This window comes from Virgibacillus oceani, from assembly GCF_041521345.1.
Classification (GTDB): domain Bacteria; phylum Bacillota; class Bacilli; order Bacillales; family Amphibacillaceae; genus Virgibacillus_N; species Virgibacillus_N oceani_A.
In genome coordinates this window covers 57,628-72,270 of the sequence record NZ_JBGOHB010000013.1, presented here as the reverse complement: position 1 = coordinate 72,270, position 14,643 = coordinate 57,628, and the positions used below count along the sequence as shown (strand labels likewise).

The window sequence follows — 14,643 nt, the reverse complement described above, 5'->3', positions numbered from 1 at the left end:
TGATGCTCGAATCTTATTAAGCGGTTTCATTATAACTTAAATTGTACTTTTTATAAAATAATATATGGGAAAATTTAATAATAAACGATCCAATAGAGAGCCGATTTTAAATATTTAAAACCGATTGTTAGTGAAATTCTTGACTGACACTTATAATTAAGCTATATTAGACTCAAGCAAAGAAGATGTACGGATTCATTTACAGCATAGGCAGCTTCTATAGAAGTGGATGTGAAAGTGATCCTGCAATTCTATATGGGCTGCCTTATTTTATGTTCTGTTAGTCTGCTTTGTATTACCACGTTTCCTATGATGAACGTGAAAGTTTTTAGGAGGATTATATACATGGAAAACGGAGTAGTAAAATGGTTTAATGCAGAAAAAGGCTATGGCTTCATTCAGCTTGAAGAAGGAAATGATGTTTTTGTCCATTATTCAGCAATTCAGGAAGAAGGCTTTAAATCTTTGGAAGAGGGCCAGCAGGTATCTTTTGAAATTGTTGAAGGCGAGCGTGGACCGCAAGCTGCAAATGTAGTTAAAAACTAAATTGTTTCTATATATATAAGCAGTAATCCTATGCAGGATTACTGCTTTTTTTAATGCCGGTTTACTATAATGATGCCTTTTCAAATAAACCTCCCCTTTCAGGCATCTTCAACTGCATTAATAGCAATTGAAATAAAGGAAAAATCAATGCTGTAACATATGCTCCGAATATCAGCGGAACAATAAATAGTTGAATGAAATTAATGACATTATAAGGTTCTTTTATAAATCTGTATGGTCCCCTTTTAAATAGCAGAACCCCAGGCAGCATAAACTTTCGCAGTGTCCAAAACCTTCCCAGACTCAGCACACACCAAAGCTTCCCTGCTGAGACCAGGATAAATAAAAATAAGAAAAACACATTAAATGTCCCCGGGTTAATTAAAAACAGCCATTCAAACAGGATGGACAGGAAAAATAACTGATGAAGCAAACGCAGCCATTTGTATTTTCTTCTTTCTTTTTCAACTGCCCTCCTTTCCTTAAACCATTGTTCATTTCTTTTCGATATATATAACTCCAAAACCCTGACTGATAATATGAATAAAAACGTGAAATACATCAAAATAGCCAATTTAAATCACTCCATTATTTTTATCATAAGGTCAACGCAGGAACATTTGTTTCTTTTTTCAATTATTATCTACAATTATTTCACATTTATGCCACAAACTTTATTAACCAAAAGGTTAGTAAAACCCTTATATAATGCTTGGTTTGAACTATTGAATAAATTGTGAAACCTGATGAATTGTAATTAAAACTATTGCTAACTTGTGTATGATGAAATCAAGAGGAAATTTTATATGAAAGGGTGGTAAAAATGAGCAGCATAGAAGGAAAAAAACAAGAAGAAAAAACACATGAACAAAAAGAACCTGACCTAAGAGGCACTTTCATATCAGTATTATTCGTTGGTCTATTTATTATCGTCAGCTGGGTTCTTGTATATGCACTATTTATTATCAGATAGAAAAAATAAATAGGGAGGGATATAATAATGCATTTACACAAGTTTGAAAAAATATGGCTTACCTTAGGTGTAGGATCATTGGTTGTATTTCTGATGGTACTTGGATTTGGAGCTTTCTGGCTGGGGACACACCCGCAAAGTCACGGAGCTACGATCGATCCGCAAAATATAGAAGCACACGAAGCATTTAAACCAGAAAATCTGGGAGTAACAAAAGTGGAAGATGACAAATACATTGTAAATATTGTCGCTGAGGCATTTAATTATGATTTGGGAACGGATGAGGATGGTTCTCCTGTAAACACGATTCGGATTCCAAAAGGATCTACTGTTTTATGGCAGGTTACATCACCTGATGTAGTTCATGGATTTAATGTAGCAGGAACAAATGTAAATATGATGGTTGAACCGGGCTATATCAGCAGTCTCGAGACAGAAATGAATAATACCGGGAAATTTACAATCGTATGTAATGAGTATTGCGGAACAGGCCACCATTTAATGTATGCAACTTTGGAGGTGTATGAATAATGGCAATGGAAAAACTAGAAAAGTTTTATGACAACTCAAGGCTGCCTCTATCTATATCAAAGCAGGAATCAAGGCTGTATATGTCCTTCATGTATGTTGCATTTATTTCTTTGGCAATTGGAGGTCTGGCAGGCCTCCTGCAGACACTTGTAAGGTCCGGGACCATTACGCTTCCTTGGGGAATTGATTATTACCAGGTACTAACATTGCACGGTGTAATTCTTGCTCTCGTATTAACTATCTTTTTTATTATCGGTTTTCAATTTGCTTTAATGGGCAAAACAGTCGGGATGTCAGATAAACATCGGAAAGCAGGATGGCTGAGCTTCTGGGTCATGTTAGTTGGTACAACACTTGTTGCTATTACAATACTCTTGGGCAGAGCAAATGTGTTATATACGTTTTATGCTCCATTAAAAGCACATCCGCTATTTTATATTGGATTAGCTTTAGTTATTATTGGAACTTGGATCGCTGCATTTACGAATTTTCACCAGCTGTATAAATGGAAGAAAGAACATCCAGGTGAAAAAACACCACTTCTAGCATTTATGGTTGTTATTAATTTTATCATGTGGGTTGTTGCTTCCCTTGGAGTAGCTATTGCTGTAATTGTGCAGTTTATTCCATGGTCTTTAGGCTATGCAGAAACTATCAACGTATTGGTTAGCCGTACATTATTCTGGTACTTTGGTCATCCGCTCGTTTATTTCTGGCTATTGCCTGCATATATGGCCTGGTATGCTATTATTCCAAAAATCATAGGTGGAAAAATATTCAGTGACTCACTGGCAAGACTTGCTTTTGTACTGCTGCTGTTTTTCTCTATTCCAGTTGGATTCCACCACCAGCTAACGGAACCGGGAATCGATCCAACATGGAAATTTATACAGGTTGTACTTACTTTCATGGTAGTAATCCCAAGTTTACTAACAGCATTTTCCATTTTTGCAACCTTTGAAATAACCGGGCGCAAAAAAGGGTTTGGTGGTCTATTCGGCTGGCTGAAGCATCTGCCTTGGAAAGATGTAAGGTTTCTTGCTCCATTTATAGGTATGCTTGCATTCATTCCAGGCGGCGCGGGTGGTATTATTAATGCTTCTCACCAAATGAATGCGGTTGTTCATAATACTATTTGGGTAACGGGACATTTCCATTTAACCGTTGCTACAACAGTGATCCTGACCTTTTTTGGTGTTGCTTATTGGCTGATTCCCCACCTGACAGGAAGAACATTAACACCTGCTATCAATAGACTTGGGATCATCCAGACCATTATTTGGACAATCGGGATGACAATTATGTCTGGTGCCATGCATATTCAAGGTTTGCTGGGCGGTCCAAGACGCTCATCCTATTCCGAATATGGCGGAACAGAGCAAGCTGCTGAATGGATTTGGTATCAGGCAGCACAGGCAATCGGCGGATCGATTCTTTGTATTGGAATCATTCTGATGGTTTATATTGTCATTAAACTTGCCTTCTTTGCACCTAAAGGACAGGAAGAGTTCCCAATCGCAGAAGAAGAGGAAAATGCCGAGCCTACGCCAAAATTCTTTGATAACTATAAGCTTTGGATAGCGATCACTATTGCGTTAATTCTATTTGCTTATACAATACCGTTCATGGATATTATCCAAAATTCGCCTCCGGGATCGCCGCCATTTGATTGGCCGATTGGAAATTCATAGTAAAAAAGAAAGCAGGCTATTGAGACAACAGGGAGCCTGCTTTCTTCATTTTAAGGTCTGATTGCTCTATTCAATGCCTTCTCTTCACATGGTATCCGAATCCGCAATAAAAGAATATGCAATATAGGAAAAACAACAGCAGTAATATAAGCACCAAATAATAAAGGGATAATGAAAAGCTCAATCCCTACAATAATATAATTTGGATGTTTAACATACTTATAAGGCCCCTTCTTTACTAATGAAGAACCTGGCAATACAATGATTTTTGTATTCCAGAATTTACCCAGTGACAGAACACACCAAATTCTGGCTGCTTGTGTTAAAAGAAATAACAAAAATAAAATATAGTTAAATGGTAATATAGCACCATCACGCAGTGTAGTTTCAATAAGAATAGAGAGGAAAAACAAGCTATGAATAAGCACAAACCATTTATAGTGTTCCTTCCCTATTTCCACTCCACCTTTCCTCTTTATCCATTTTTCGTTTCTTCTTGCTATTTTTAATTCTATTAACCGCTGGATGATGATCAATACAAATAATGTCCACAGAAATACCCCCATCACTTAACCCCACTCCATCAGCAATAATTCGGAACTAAAACCCGGGCCCATTGCTGATATTATACTCTTTTCATTTTTGTCCACTTTTTCTTTCATCCAGTTTTTCAGCACATATAAAACAGTAGCTGATGACATATTTCCGTGATCGGCGAGAACCTGATAGGAATGTTTAAACTTATTGCCGGAAGCTTGTAAGACTTTTTCCATCTCTTCCAGCACTTTTTTTCCCCCAGGATGGGCAATAAAAGAATGAATCTTGCTTTCACTCAGCTCATTTTCTTCTAAAAAGTGAGTAATATGCTCTTTCCAGAAAGTGCTGATAAGTACGGGAATGCTTTTGGAAAAGACTACTTCCAAGCCATTGTTTGAAATCTCCCATCCCATCACATCCTGACTGTTCTTTTTTGTAGAGGAGCTGGTGTTTTTAATCTGAGGTATATTGTTTTTCGAGCAGGAGCGGAGCGGCGAGTCTTTTCCGATTGCAATGGAGGCAGCAACACCGTCTCCAAATAATGCAGTACCAATAATATTGCTCTTCTTTCTATCAGTTTTCTGAAAGGTTAAGCTGCAGAGTTCACAGCAGACAATTAGTGCAGCTTTATCCGGATTGGCTGTTATAAAGTCATGTGCTCTTGATAGACCAATGGCCCCCCCTGCACAGCCAAGCCCCCATAAGGGCATTCGCTGCACGCTTGCTTTAAAAGGACGTTCATTCATAAGGTGAGCATCAATCGAGGGGGTGGATAAACCTGTACTTGACACAAAAATAATCATATCAATGGCCTCATACGGGATATCTTTTTCAAGAAAGTCCTTGTTTGATAAACATTCATCAATTGCTTCCAGTGATAAAATTTTTGCAGATTGCTGATAAAGATCATTACTTTCCTTAAATGTATGGGTGTTTTTAAACCAAGATGGATCAGCTGCAAATTGTCTCTTCTTAACCAATGTATTATCAAAAACAGGAAAAAACTTAGCTGATTCTCTGTCTGTAAGAGAAAAAATATCCTTTATAAATGGTTTTATTTCTTGCTGGGTCATTTCATATGGCGGCATAGCAGTTCCTACTGAACAAATATATGTCATGTTTCACCCTTCTATAGCTATATTTTTCTCCATCTTAGTTTTCCCTTTCGAGTGGAAATCATGCAATAGCTTCTTAGAATATCATATGGTTGATTTTGTAGCTATGTAATAACTTGCCCAATATAAATCTTATCCATTTAAAACGAGGGTGGGACAAAACCATCTTAGCAAACGAAAATCCGAACAACATTAAACTTATGACCCGCTCCGGAAATATACTTCGCTTTTGACCTGACCCGTTTCACCGACGCCGACGCAAGCCCAGGGTGTGCGAGTGTCGGCGTTGGTCACAGGACGTGACCAAACTTAGCCGACCTCCCACAGGAGTCTACGTATATTTCCGGTGCTACTGTGGTTGATTGTATTTTTTTACCATACTACTTTTTTTCAGGTGAACGATTTTTTTCCGAAATACTGATAATAATTCGTTTGAATAAACCCGTTAAACAGCTTTCTCTTTTTAGTTGCTGTCATACCATACTTGTGTTCAAACTTTTCAAAAGCAGTGAGAATATATACACTCCAGCTTGTATGATCTTTCATGACCTCACCCAAAGCTTGATAAATTTCTGCTACTTTACTTTTATCCCCTATCCGTTCTCCATATGGCGGATTTCCGATTAAATATCCATTTTCTCTGCTTATATGAAGGTCCTTTACTTGCATTTGTTTCCAGCTGATTAAGTCACCAAGACCAGCTTCCGTTGCATTGTTTGCTGCAGTTTGGATAGATTTATGGTCAATATCTGACCCATAAATCTCCAACTCTTGATCATATTTGGCCTTATCCTCAGCTTCTTCAAAGGCTTCCTGCCAGTATTTTTCATTGATCAACTTCCACTCCTCAGAAACAAATTCTCTATTAAATCCAGGTGCGATATTCTGTCCAATTAATGCCGCTTCAATCGGAATGGTGCCGGACCCGCAAAACGGATCAATCATTGGATCATCTGGTTTCCAATTTGTCAGCAGCACAAGTGCAGCAGCCAATGTTTCTTTCAAAGGGGCCTCCCCCTGCCCGATGCGATAACCTCTTTTATGCAGTCCCGCACCAGAAGTGTCGATCGTGAGTGTAGCTTCGTCCTTTAATATAGAAACTTCTATTTTATAAAGGGCTCCTGTTTCAGGCATGTTTGATGCCAAACCATATTTTAATTTCAAGCGTTCTGCAATTGCTTTTTTCGTAATACTTTGGCAGTCGGAAACACTGAAAAGCTTTGATTTTACTGATTTTCCAGTAACCGGGAATTGACCATCTTCTTCTATGTAATTCTCCCAAGGGAGCGCTTTTACCGATTCGAATAGTTCATCAAAACTTACTGCTTTGAATTTCCCGATGACAATTTTTAAGCGGTCAGCCGTACGCAGCCATAAATTACATCGTGGTATAGCGGATAAAGGAGCGGTGAAAATGACTTTCCCGTTTTCTACTTCCACCTCGTATCCCAGTTGTTTTACTTCATCTGCGACAAGAGATTCCAATCCCATGGCAGCAGTGGCTACTAGTGTTACTTCTTTCATATGCCTCAATCCTTTCAAGTTCAATTTTATCTCGAGCATTTCATTACATCTATTTTATGTTAAAATTAAAAAACCTTTCTTATAGAAAGTACCATAAGAAAGGTTTTTTCATCCACTAAAGACTGTTAACTATTCGATAAGCCATGTTCTGTGCCATTGTACTGCAAACGGTGGTCATCCTCGTACTCCGGCTGTAATCATCTATCTACAAGTATTTATTTACTTGTCCCTTATTCAGTTCATTTCCCTAGTAAAGGGTGCCCCTACCATTGTTTGGGTTGCTCACTCGCGGGGTTTACCTCGTTCCACCTGCTATGTTTCCATAGCAGCTCCGTCACTGTGGCACTTTCAAAAATATCATTCCCTATCAATCATGACTTAGGAATTTATTTTGCCGTTAGCCGTTTAGGCTACCTTAACTTATGATTTCGTCAAGCACGAACACTACAAACGTCTCAGTTTGTGTGAGCATGGACTTTCCTCTGTAAAAAATTTACAGCGATTACATGAACAGTTAACTTTCATATCTTCTAATAGTTTATCATGGAAGGACTTTGTTTTCAAGACTTGTTAAAAACTGACAATGAATCAAATTCTTTACCCATCCGAATCGGCATATTTTTTACCGAATACTGCTTTCTCCAGATTGGATAACCGCTTTAAAACATCGTAATTCACCTGGGGAGCTGATTGGGTTTGTGCTTGTCTCGTTCTTGTATGCTCTTGGGAACTTTGCTTCAGGCGGTTATTTTCCTGCTGCAATTTTTCGATCTCTTGGCGGAATATATCATAATCTTTTATAATCATATCCAGAAATTCATCCACTTCTTCCTGATTATATCCCCGCATTGTCGTTTTAAAATCTTTTTCAAGTATATCTTTTCCTGTTAACTGACCAAGATTTGAACTCATGCCTTCACCTCATTATATACCATATTTATTCTGTCAGTTTACATGTTGCACGCTAATGTTAATTATATTATTTTAATGTAGATTTAGACCATTATATTTATTATAGCAAAAAGGAAGGAAACTGAAAAACAGTACCCTCCCTTTTTGCAATTTCTTTATAAACTATTTGGAATCCATATCGGCCTTTTCAAAGGAAAATGGCAATAAACTTTCCATCGTTACTGTTTTGATTTCATTTTGTAAATTCATCAGATGAACAGGCATTGACTTACTGAAAAATTCACTCATTACCTGCCTGCATGATCCACACGGAGGTACCGGTCTTTTTGTATCTGCAGCAACAACCATTTCGGAAAATGTTTTTTCTCCGTTCGAAATGGCTTTAAATATAGCTACACGTTCTGCACAGCAAGAGACAGGGTATGCTGCATTTTCTATATTGCCCCCGGTATAAATGGTGCCGGATTCAGCAAGCAGCGCAGCCCCTACCCGGAAATTTGAATATGGCACATATGCATTTTTCATGCTGTTTTTTGCCTCAGCCATTAATTGTTCTTTCATAGATTGTCTCCTCCTGGTTCAAATTGATGCCGCTCGATCTCTCTTAGCAATTGATCAAAAATGTATATGATGGAATTATGCAGTTCCATAAACCGCTTTTCTTTCACATCAATATAATAGCTATGCATAATAAACATTTCCATATTTTCACTTGTTGAAGAAACTTGCTGCGGATGCACATTGATTTTTCTTTTTTTAACTAGTTTTAATGCAGATGCTTCCCAGGATTCCAGTAATTGATAAATAGGTGCTGTTTCTTCTTTAACCCGTAAGAACAGTTGTCTGTCTTTCCTGTTTTCGGGAGGCGAACTGGTTTTATACCTGTCTTTTAAGCCGGTTACATACTTTTTTAATTGTTCTGTTTGTTCTATTATATCGTCCATAATAACAACCGCCTTTTATGATGCATGCTCCCTTTTACTTTATCAGTTTTCGGTAAATTTAGCATCTATAAAAACATTTCAGCTGGATTATTTCCCTGTATTTGTTCTATCTATTATCGTCTTTGTATAATAGATTTTATTTTGCTGGTCCTGATACTTATTCCAAATTTCACTGTCTATCTTCATTGTCAGCTTTTGATCCATAATACGAATTTGATCCAGTAATTGTTGTAATGAGGCTTCTGCTGCTCTCTTTTCCAAGCCGCTGCTGCCATATGAATATTTTTTTTCTGCCAAAGCCATGTAATTCACCCTTTCACTAATAATTCTTTGCTAATAATATTCGATATCAATGCATGGTATCCTTTATGTTCGACAAAACTAGAAGAAAGGTTACAAAAGAAGTGTAATTACGCTTTTTATTTCTTTTACATTTAATGAGTGTACAGGCTGTTTAGCCCCGCCATGTAGCATATTGAAGGGAGGCATTTACGTGAAGGAAAATAAAAATAGAAGTAAAAAGACGGATAGTCTCCGTTCCAAGTCATTAAAAAAAGGTGATAAAAAACTGGATGGTCCAAACAGGCCTTCGACATAAGAAAGGAAAGGATTCATTACGAATCCTTTCCTAAGTTACAGCATTTTTAATATGATAATAAGCAAATAATATATTTCTTTTCTGGTAAAATTCATTGGCAACTTTTATGTTACCCATTGTGTGTACACTATTATACCACTTTCTTTTTACCTTTCTTTGTTTCATCCAATCGTTGCGTATATGATCTTCATGTGTAATTACTGGATAAATCAAGCGCAGCATGGGGGCTTCAGGAAAAGAAAAATTTAAAAAACGTTCATAATCTTTTCTCGACCCTGTATGTTCATGTGTTAACATAAAATCCAGGACTTGTTCATGAATATGAGGATGAAATATAGTCGTCGCAATCCGCTTACCTAAAGTAATCCGGTTTGTCAGACTGGTAAAGCCATGTACGTATGCTCCGTATAAGCCATTTTTAGTTGGCAGTAAAACAGCATTCATCCAGAATATATTTTGTAACAGGTATGGCAATTTATGAAATACGTGATACTGGAAATAGGAGTGATTTATCACCGGGGAATGAATCACATTTTGTTCATTTATAATCAGTGATCTGATTAGCCTGTCATAATCATGAAAGTTCCAGAAATGAAACCATTCATTTATCATAAATTCAGAGACGTAAAAATACTTCAAGAGATGGAATAAAGGTTTATTCGCGGATTTAGCTTGCTTATAAATAAGTAGTTGCGGATAGGCATCGGAAAATATAAGCCAATTGGCCCGTTCATATGTCATAAAGAGGTGAAGAAGTTCTTTTTTACTGAACATACGCTGGAACGGGGATAAATATAAGTCCGTCATATTCCAGCCTGCGTTTCTTGATACCAAACTGGCTGCCAATGCCCACCCTATCTCAGGATGCTGTAAATAAAACTGCAAGTAGGCATTTGTACGGCTGATATTGTCAACATTATGTTTTTTTACCTCTTTTATTATATAATGGAATAAGGTATAATCCTTTTGATTGTTATTCATAGATAACCCTGCTTTCTTATTCTGTGTTTAACTATCTGTAATTATTCATATTTTATACTGTTTAATAATTACTCATTTTTTAAAGATGATGCAGTATAGTCCTAGGAGGATAGTGGATGAATTATCCTAATGGAAACAACAATGTACAAACAAACAGAGCTTCGAACGTACTGGGAAACAAAATGTACGGTAATCGCGGGATGACGCTGGAGGAAGATATTAATACAACCAACCAATATTATTTGGAAGCAAATAAAGCAGTTATTCATAAACAGCCGACCCCTGTTCAAGTCGTGAACGTAAATTATCCGAAAAGAAGTGCTGCGGTCATCACCGAAGCTTATTTTAAACAAGCATCTACGACTGATTATAACGGAGTTTACAAGCAAAAACATATCGATTTTGAAGCCAAGGAAACAAAAAATAAAACGTTGTTTCCTTTAGCTAATATCCATGATCACCAAATTGAACACATGAAATCAGTTGTTCATCATGGAGGCATTTGTTTTTTAATTATCCGGTTCAGGGTATATAATGAAACGTATTATTTGCCTTTTGAGAAACTTTTATTGTTCTGGAACGACAAATTAAATGGCGGGAAGAAATCCATCTCTTACCAGCAAATGAAAACGGAAGGATATTTAATCCCCTTTCATTATCAGGCAAGAGTTGATTATTTAGCGATAGTAGATAAGCTTTACTGTTCAGTATAAAAATTTTCAATCTGTATATATGCATCAAAATTGATGTAAAAGCATAAACGAAAAATGAATTTTTCGTTGTCTAAGGCTTGGCGATCAACCAAGTTTTTTAATAGAGACGGAGGTATGGAGATATGGCAGATAACAGCCAAACTCGTACAGGGAGAAGACATCAAAAAAAATCGAAAAAGAAACCATTATGGAAAAAAATAGTGTTAGCTGTGCTGCTTGTGTTTTTATTTTCTGGTCTAGCAGCCGGGGCAGTTGGTACTTATTGGATTGCTACCGCTCCTGATTTGGATGCAGCCCAATTAACGGATCCACTTTCATCTGTAGTGCTGGATCAAAATGACGAAGTAGTGACAACGCTAGCGGGAGAGGAAGATCGAACAGAAATATCTTATGAAGATCTGCCGGAGGTGCTTATTGATGCAGTTATTGCCACGGAAGACGCACGTTTTTTTGACCATCCGGGGATAGATATAAGGCGAATTGGCGGTGCCGTGCTCGCTAACATCAGCCGTGGCTTTGGTGCTGAAGGGGCTAGTACCATTACACAGCAGGTTGTTGAGAATGCATTTTTGTCACCCGATCAGAAATTAAGCATAAAAGTACAGGAACAATGGCTGGCACTTCAGCTAGAGCGCCAATATACCAAGGAAGAAATTTTGGAGATGTATTTAAATAAAATATTTTTTGGAAATCATGCATATGGCGTAGCAACAGCAGCGCAAACCTATTTTGGTAAAGATGATTTGCATGATTTAACCCTGCCTGAAGCTGCTATTTTAGCTGGATTGCCACAGCGGCCATCAGCTTATAATCCATATAATAATCCTGAATTAACAGAAGAAAGAATGAATACCGTATTAAATTTGATGGTGCGTCATGAAAAAATTTCGGAAGAAGAAGCTGATGAAGCAAGGGAAGTTGACATCCCCTCCCTGCTATCCGATTCAACGACAGATTCAACACCATACCCAGGTTTCATTCAACAAGTACAAAGAGAAGTGGAAAGCAAAGTGGACGGGGCAGATATTTATACGGATGGCTTAAAAATATATACTACCCTCGACACAGAGGTCCAGGAGCATGTGGAATTTCTTCTTTCAGACAATGAAGAAAATCCAATCCCATTTCCTGACGATGAAATGAATGCCGGAATGGTAGTGCTGGATACGACAAATGGCGCTATTCGCGCTGTAGGCGGAAAAAGAAATCAGCAGGGTGATGAATATAATGTCGCTATTCAAGGCGGCCAGCAGCCCGGTTCCGTTTTTAAACCGATCACCGCTTATGGACCTGCGATTGAGCATAATCAAATATCTACGTATCATCAGTTAAATGATGATCAGCCGTATGAGGTAGAAGGAACCAGCCCAATCAGAAACTGGAACCGTTCCTACGGGGGCTGGATGACTGCCAGACATGCATTAAATCAATCATTAAACGTTCCTGCTGTTAAAGTAATGGAAGAAGTGGGACGAGAGCATGCAAAACCATTTGCTGAGAGTCTGGGAATTAATTTCCATGAAGATTATATGGATGTACGTGACGCCATTGGAGGAACTGATACAAATGCTACTCCGCTCCAAACGGCAGGAGCTTACCGGGCATTTGCCAATGAAGGTATTTATAATGAGCCATATGCAGTAACAAAAGTGGAATTTCCGGATGGCAGAACGGTGGAACTCTCACCGGAGCCGGAAGCTGTCATGTCCGATTATACGGCCTATATGATTACAGACATGCTAAAAACGGTTGTGACTGAAGGTACCGGAACAAATGCAAACGTTCCTGGTGTACCGGTTGCAGGGAAAACCGGCACCACCAGTCATCCGGAAGAAGACGGCAGTCCCGATTCCTGGTTTGTAGGCTATTCGACCAATTACACCATTTCTGCGTGGACCGGCGGATATGCAGACCGCGCACCGATCCCAAGCGGTCATACACAGGTACCACATGCTTTATTTAAAAATACGATGGAAGAAATATCAGCGGGAATTGATACCCCTGATTTCACGAGACCAGATTCGGTTGTGGAAGCAGAAGTGGAAAGAGGCTCAAACCCTGCTGCGCTTCCAAGTGATCATACTCCATCATCAGAAATTGTGACAGAGCTGTTTGTACAAGGAACTGAGCCATCAAGTACGTCAGAAAGATTTGATGAATTAGACCCGGTTAGCGGTCTATCAGCTGCCTACGATGAAGATTCCAATTCCATTGAAGTGCAGTGGGAGTATGACGGTGATGAAGATGTATCCTTTGATGTCAGCTATAGTATAGATGACGGACAAATGCAGAGCCTCTCTTCAACCGAAGATACAAGTATAGAAATTTCCGAAGTCGAACCAGACGCCGATTATGAAATTCAAGTGGTTGCCGTAAGCAATGACAATGATATGGAAAGCGAGCCTAGAACAACGAGCATCCGGGTCCCTGGGGAAGACGAAGATGAAGATGAAGATGAAGTGGAAGAGGAAGAAAACGAAGAAGAGAATGAGGAGGACAACAATGGCGAGAATATCCCTCCTGTTAGTAACTTGAATGCTCAGTATGATGAAGGGAATGCCATTATTGATGTCACTTGGAGCTATAATGGTCCTCCTGCTACTTTTGAGGTAGAAGTAAACGGTCAAACACAGACTGTAGAATCAACTGGAATTGAAATAAGCGGAGCCACACCTGGACAGGATTATGCGATAATTGTTACGCCAATCGGCCAAAATGGTGCAAATGATGGTGTGAGGGGCGATCCACAAAGCACATCAGTTTCTGTTCCGGCGAGTGAAGAAGAAGACGAAGAAGACGAAGAAGATGAGGAAGATGAAGAGCAGGGTGAAGATGATGAAGACGGGGACGGTTAAACAATAAAAAAAAGAGGTAAACTTCAAACGGAGTTTACCTCTTTTTTTGCATTAAAGATAGCAATTATGATAGCTCTACCTTTTTCATTCGCTTCTTCCCTTCCCTGCATACTTCAAGCAGTGGACATTCCGGACAATTTGGGTTTCTCGCTTTACAATGATATCTGCCAAAAAAAATCATCCGATGATGCGTATCGCTCCATTCTTCTTTAGGAACTTTTCTCATCAGCGTCTCTTCTACTTCCAGCACGGAATCCTTCCATCTGCAGAAAGCCAGACGCTTGGAAACACGCTCTACATGCGTGTCTACGGCAATTGCTGGTTCATCAAACGCGACAGAAGCTACTACGTTTGCAGTCTTCCGCCCCACTCCGGCCAATTTCATCAATTCTGTTTTAGATTCCGGCACTTCTCCCCCGTAGTCATCAATTAGCATCTGAGATAGTTTTCGGATATTTTTCGCCTTATTCCGGTACAGACCGATAGACTTAATGTCCTGCTCTACTTCTTTCAAAGAAACCGCTAAAAAGTCCTCCGGGGTCTTATATTTCTTAAATAAATCCGCAGTTACTTTATTAACCAGTACGTCGGTGCATTGTGCGGAAAGAAGTACAGCAATGACTAATTCAAAAGGACTATTATGATTCAATTCACACTTCGCATCGGGAAACATTTTTTCCATTTCATCCAGGCAAAACCTGATCTGTGCTTTTGTCAACATAA

17 protein-coding genes and 1 other RNA gene are annotated in these 14,643 nt (G+C 38.6%); 7 read left to right on the top strand and 11 right to left on the bottom strand.

What is annotated here, in order from left to right; all coding sequences use genetic code 11:
• Positions 1–345: 345 nt before the first annotated feature.
• Positions 346–546, top strand: coding sequence for a cold-shock protein (locus ACDX78_RS11345; RefSeq protein ID WP_461183278.1), 201 nt, complete (start codon positions 346–348; stop codon positions 544–546).
• A 64-nt stretch (positions 547–610) separates the two neighbouring features.
• On the opposite strand, the gene ACDX78_RS11340 is transcribed toward ACDX78_RS11345, so the two are convergent.
• Positions 611–1,120, bottom strand: coding sequence for an isoprenylcysteine carboxylmethyltransferase family protein (locus ACDX78_RS11340; RefSeq protein ID WP_486027935.1), 510 nt, complete (start codon positions 1,118–1,120; stop codon positions 611–613).
• Between the two features lie 249 nt (positions 1,121–1,369).
• Between ACDX78_RS11340 and ACDX78_RS11335 the strand changes: the two genes are divergently transcribed.
• From ACDX78_RS11335 to ACDX78_RS11325, 3 genes are read left to right on the top strand one after another with little or no spacing between them, the layout of a single operon-like run.
• Entirely contained in the window at positions 1,370–1,519 is a 150-nt protein-coding gene (locus tag ACDX78_RS11335; protein WP_486027933.1) for a cytochrome c oxidase subunit 2A, read from the top strand.
• Positions 1,520–1,546: 27 nt separating this feature from the next.
• Positions 1,547–2,050, top strand: coding sequence for a cytochrome c oxidase subunit II (locus tag ACDX78_RS11330; RefSeq protein WP_486027931.1), 504 nt, complete (start codon positions 1,547–1,549; stop codon positions 2,048–2,050).
• Complete coding sequence (locus ACDX78_RS11325; RefSeq protein ID WP_486027929.1) at positions 2,050–3,741, top strand: b(o/a)3-type cytochrome-c oxidase subunit 1; 1,692 nt, start codon at positions 2,050–2,052, stop codon at positions 3,739–3,741. The genes ACDX78_RS11330 and ACDX78_RS11325 overlap by 1 nt, the downstream gene beginning before the upstream one ends.
• Positions 3,742–3,791: 50 nt before the next feature.
• Here ACDX78_RS11325 and ACDX78_RS11320 read toward each other — a convergent pair whose 3' ends face one another.
• The 8 genes from ACDX78_RS11320 to ACDX78_RS11285 all read right to left on the bottom strand — a co-directional run bounded on the left by ACDX78_RS11320 (position 3,792) and on the right by ACDX78_RS11285 (position 9,076).
• On the bottom strand, positions 3,792–4,307 hold the full coding sequence (locus tag ACDX78_RS11320; RefSeq protein WP_486027927.1) for an isoprenylcysteine carboxyl methyltransferase family protein: 516 nt from the start codon (positions 4,305–4,307) through the stop codon (positions 3,792–3,794).
• 3 nt (positions 4,308–4,310) lie between these two features.
• Positions 4,311–5,396: a type III polyketide synthase gene (locus tag ACDX78_RS11315; protein ID WP_486027925.1), complete on the bottom strand. Its 1,086-nt coding sequence runs from the start codon at positions 5,394–5,396 to the stop codon at positions 4,311–4,313.
• A 387-nt stretch (positions 5,397–5,783) separates the two neighbouring features.
• The gene (locus tag ACDX78_RS11310; protein WP_486027924.1) at positions 5,784–6,917 is read right to left on the bottom strand and encodes a THUMP domain-containing class I SAM-dependent RNA methyltransferase; all 1,134 of its coding nucleotides are present in this window, start codon (positions 6,915–6,917) and stop codon (positions 5,784–5,786) included.
• Positions 6,918–7,049: 132 nt separating this feature from the next.
• Positions 7,050–7,431, bottom strand: an RNA gene (rnpB, locus tag ACDX78_RS11305) — RNase P RNA component class B.
• A gap of 83 nt (positions 7,432–7,514) precedes the next feature.
• Positions 7,515–7,829 carry a cell division regulator GpsB gene (gene gpsB, locus ACDX78_RS11300; RefSeq protein WP_486027922.1) on the bottom strand — a complete coding sequence of 105 codons (315 nt, stop codon included), beginning with the start codon at positions 7,827–7,829 and terminating at the stop codon, positions 7,515–7,517.
• 162 nt (positions 7,830–7,991) lie between these two features.
• Positions 7,992–8,390 carry a cytidine deaminase gene (gene cdd, locus ACDX78_RS11295; RefSeq protein ID WP_486027920.1) on the bottom strand — a complete coding sequence of 133 codons (399 nt, stop codon included), beginning with the start codon at positions 8,388–8,390 and terminating at the stop codon, positions 7,992–7,994.
• On the bottom strand, positions 8,387–8,773 hold the full coding sequence (locus ACDX78_RS11290) for a DUF1798 family protein (RefSeq protein ID WP_486027919.1): 387 nt from the start codon (positions 8,771–8,773) through the stop codon (positions 8,387–8,389). The genes cdd and ACDX78_RS11290 overlap by 4 nt, the downstream gene beginning before the upstream one ends.
• A gap of 87 nt (positions 8,774–8,860) precedes the next feature.
• Positions 8,861–9,076 (bottom strand): hypothetical protein, encoded by a 216-nt coding sequence (locus tag ACDX78_RS11285; protein WP_486027917.1) that lies wholly within the window; start codon positions 9,074–9,076, stop codon positions 8,861–8,863.
• 190 nt (positions 9,077–9,266) lie between these two features.
• Between ACDX78_RS11285 and ACDX78_RS11280 the strand changes: the two genes are divergently transcribed.
• Positions 9,267–9,371, top strand: a complete 105-nt coding sequence (locus ACDX78_RS11280) for an acid-soluble spore protein SspM (RefSeq protein WP_486027915.1) — start codon at positions 9,267–9,269, stop codon at positions 9,369–9,371.
• Positions 9,372–9,401: 30 nt separating this feature from the next.
• On the opposite strand, the gene ACDX78_RS11275 is transcribed toward ACDX78_RS11280, so the two are convergent.
• Complete coding sequence (locus ACDX78_RS11275; RefSeq protein ID WP_486027913.1) at positions 9,402–10,352, bottom strand: DUF2515 family protein; 951 nt, start codon at positions 10,350–10,352, stop codon at positions 9,402–9,404.
• Positions 10,353–10,468: 116 nt separating this feature from the next.
• Between ACDX78_RS11275 and recU the strand changes: the two genes are divergently transcribed.
• On the top strand, positions 10,469–11,065 hold the full coding sequence (gene recU, locus ACDX78_RS11270) for a Holliday junction resolvase RecU (RefSeq protein ID WP_486027911.1): 597 nt from the start codon (positions 10,469–10,471) through the stop codon (positions 11,063–11,065).
• A 122-nt stretch (positions 11,066–11,187) separates the two neighbouring features.
• Entirely contained in the window at positions 11,188–13,920 is a 2,733-nt protein-coding gene (locus ACDX78_RS11265) for a PBP1A family penicillin-binding protein (protein WP_486027909.1), read from the top strand.
• A gap of 64 nt (positions 13,921–13,984) precedes the next feature.
• Here the strand turns inward: ACDX78_RS11265 and nth are convergent, their stop codons facing one another.
• Entirely contained in the window at positions 13,985–14,641 is a 657-nt protein-coding gene (nth, locus tag ACDX78_RS11260; RefSeq protein WP_486027907.1) for an endonuclease III, read from the bottom strand.
• Positions 14,642–14,643 lie beyond the last annotated feature (2 nt).

Coding starts and splice junctions, on each gene's coding strand:
- ACDX78_RS11345 (WP_461183278.1), top strand. CDS start 346: ATGGAAAACGGAGTAGTAAAATGGTTTAATGCAGAAAAAGGCTATGGC.
- ACDX78_RS11335 (WP_486027933.1), top strand. CDS start 1,370: ATGAGCAGCATAGAAGGAAAAAAACAAGAAGAAAAAACACATGAACAA.
- ACDX78_RS11330 (WP_486027931.1), top strand. CDS start 1,547: ATGCATTTACACAAGTTTGAAAAAATATGGCTTACCTTAGGTGTAGGA.
- ACDX78_RS11325 (WP_486027929.1), top strand. CDS start 2,050: ATGGCAATGGAAAAACTAGAAAAGTTTTATGACAACTCAAGGCTGCCT.
- ACDX78_RS11320 (WP_486027927.1), bottom strand. CDS start 4,307: ATGGGGGTATTTCTGTGGACATTATTTGTATTGATCATCATCCAGCGG.
- ACDX78_RS11315 (WP_486027925.1), bottom strand. CDS start 5,396: ATGACATATATTTGTTCAGTAGGAACTGCTATGCCGCCATATGAAATG.
- ACDX78_RS11310 (WP_486027924.1), bottom strand. CDS start 6,917: ATGAAAGAAGTAACACTAGTAGCCACTGCTGCCATGGGATTGGAATCT.
- gpsB (WP_486027922.1), bottom strand. CDS start 7,829: ATGAGTTCAAATCTTGGTCAGTTAACAGGAAAAGATATACTTGAAAAA.
- cdd (WP_486027920.1), bottom strand. CDS start 8,390: ATGAAAGAACAATTAATGGCTGAGGCAAAAAACAGCATGAAAAATGCA.
- ACDX78_RS11290 (WP_486027919.1), bottom strand. CDS start 8,773: ATGGACGATATAATAGAACAAACAGAACAATTAAAAAAGTATGTAACC.
- ACDX78_RS11285 (WP_486027917.1), bottom strand. CDS start 9,076: ATGGCTTTGGCAGAAAAAAAATATTCATATGGCAGCAGCGGCTTGGAA.
- ACDX78_RS11275 (WP_486027913.1), bottom strand. CDS start 10,352: ATGAATAACAATCAAAAGGATTATACCTTATTCCATTATATAATAAAA.
- recU (WP_486027911.1), top strand. CDS start 10,469: ATGAATTATCCTAATGGAAACAACAATGTACAAACAAACAGAGCTTCG.
- ACDX78_RS11265 (WP_486027909.1), top strand. CDS start 11,188: ATGGCAGATAACAGCCAAACTCGTACAGGGAGAAGACATCAAAAAAAA.
- nth (WP_486027907.1), bottom strand. CDS start 14,641: ATGTTGACAAAAGCACAGATCAGGTTTTGCCTGGATGAAATGGAAAAA.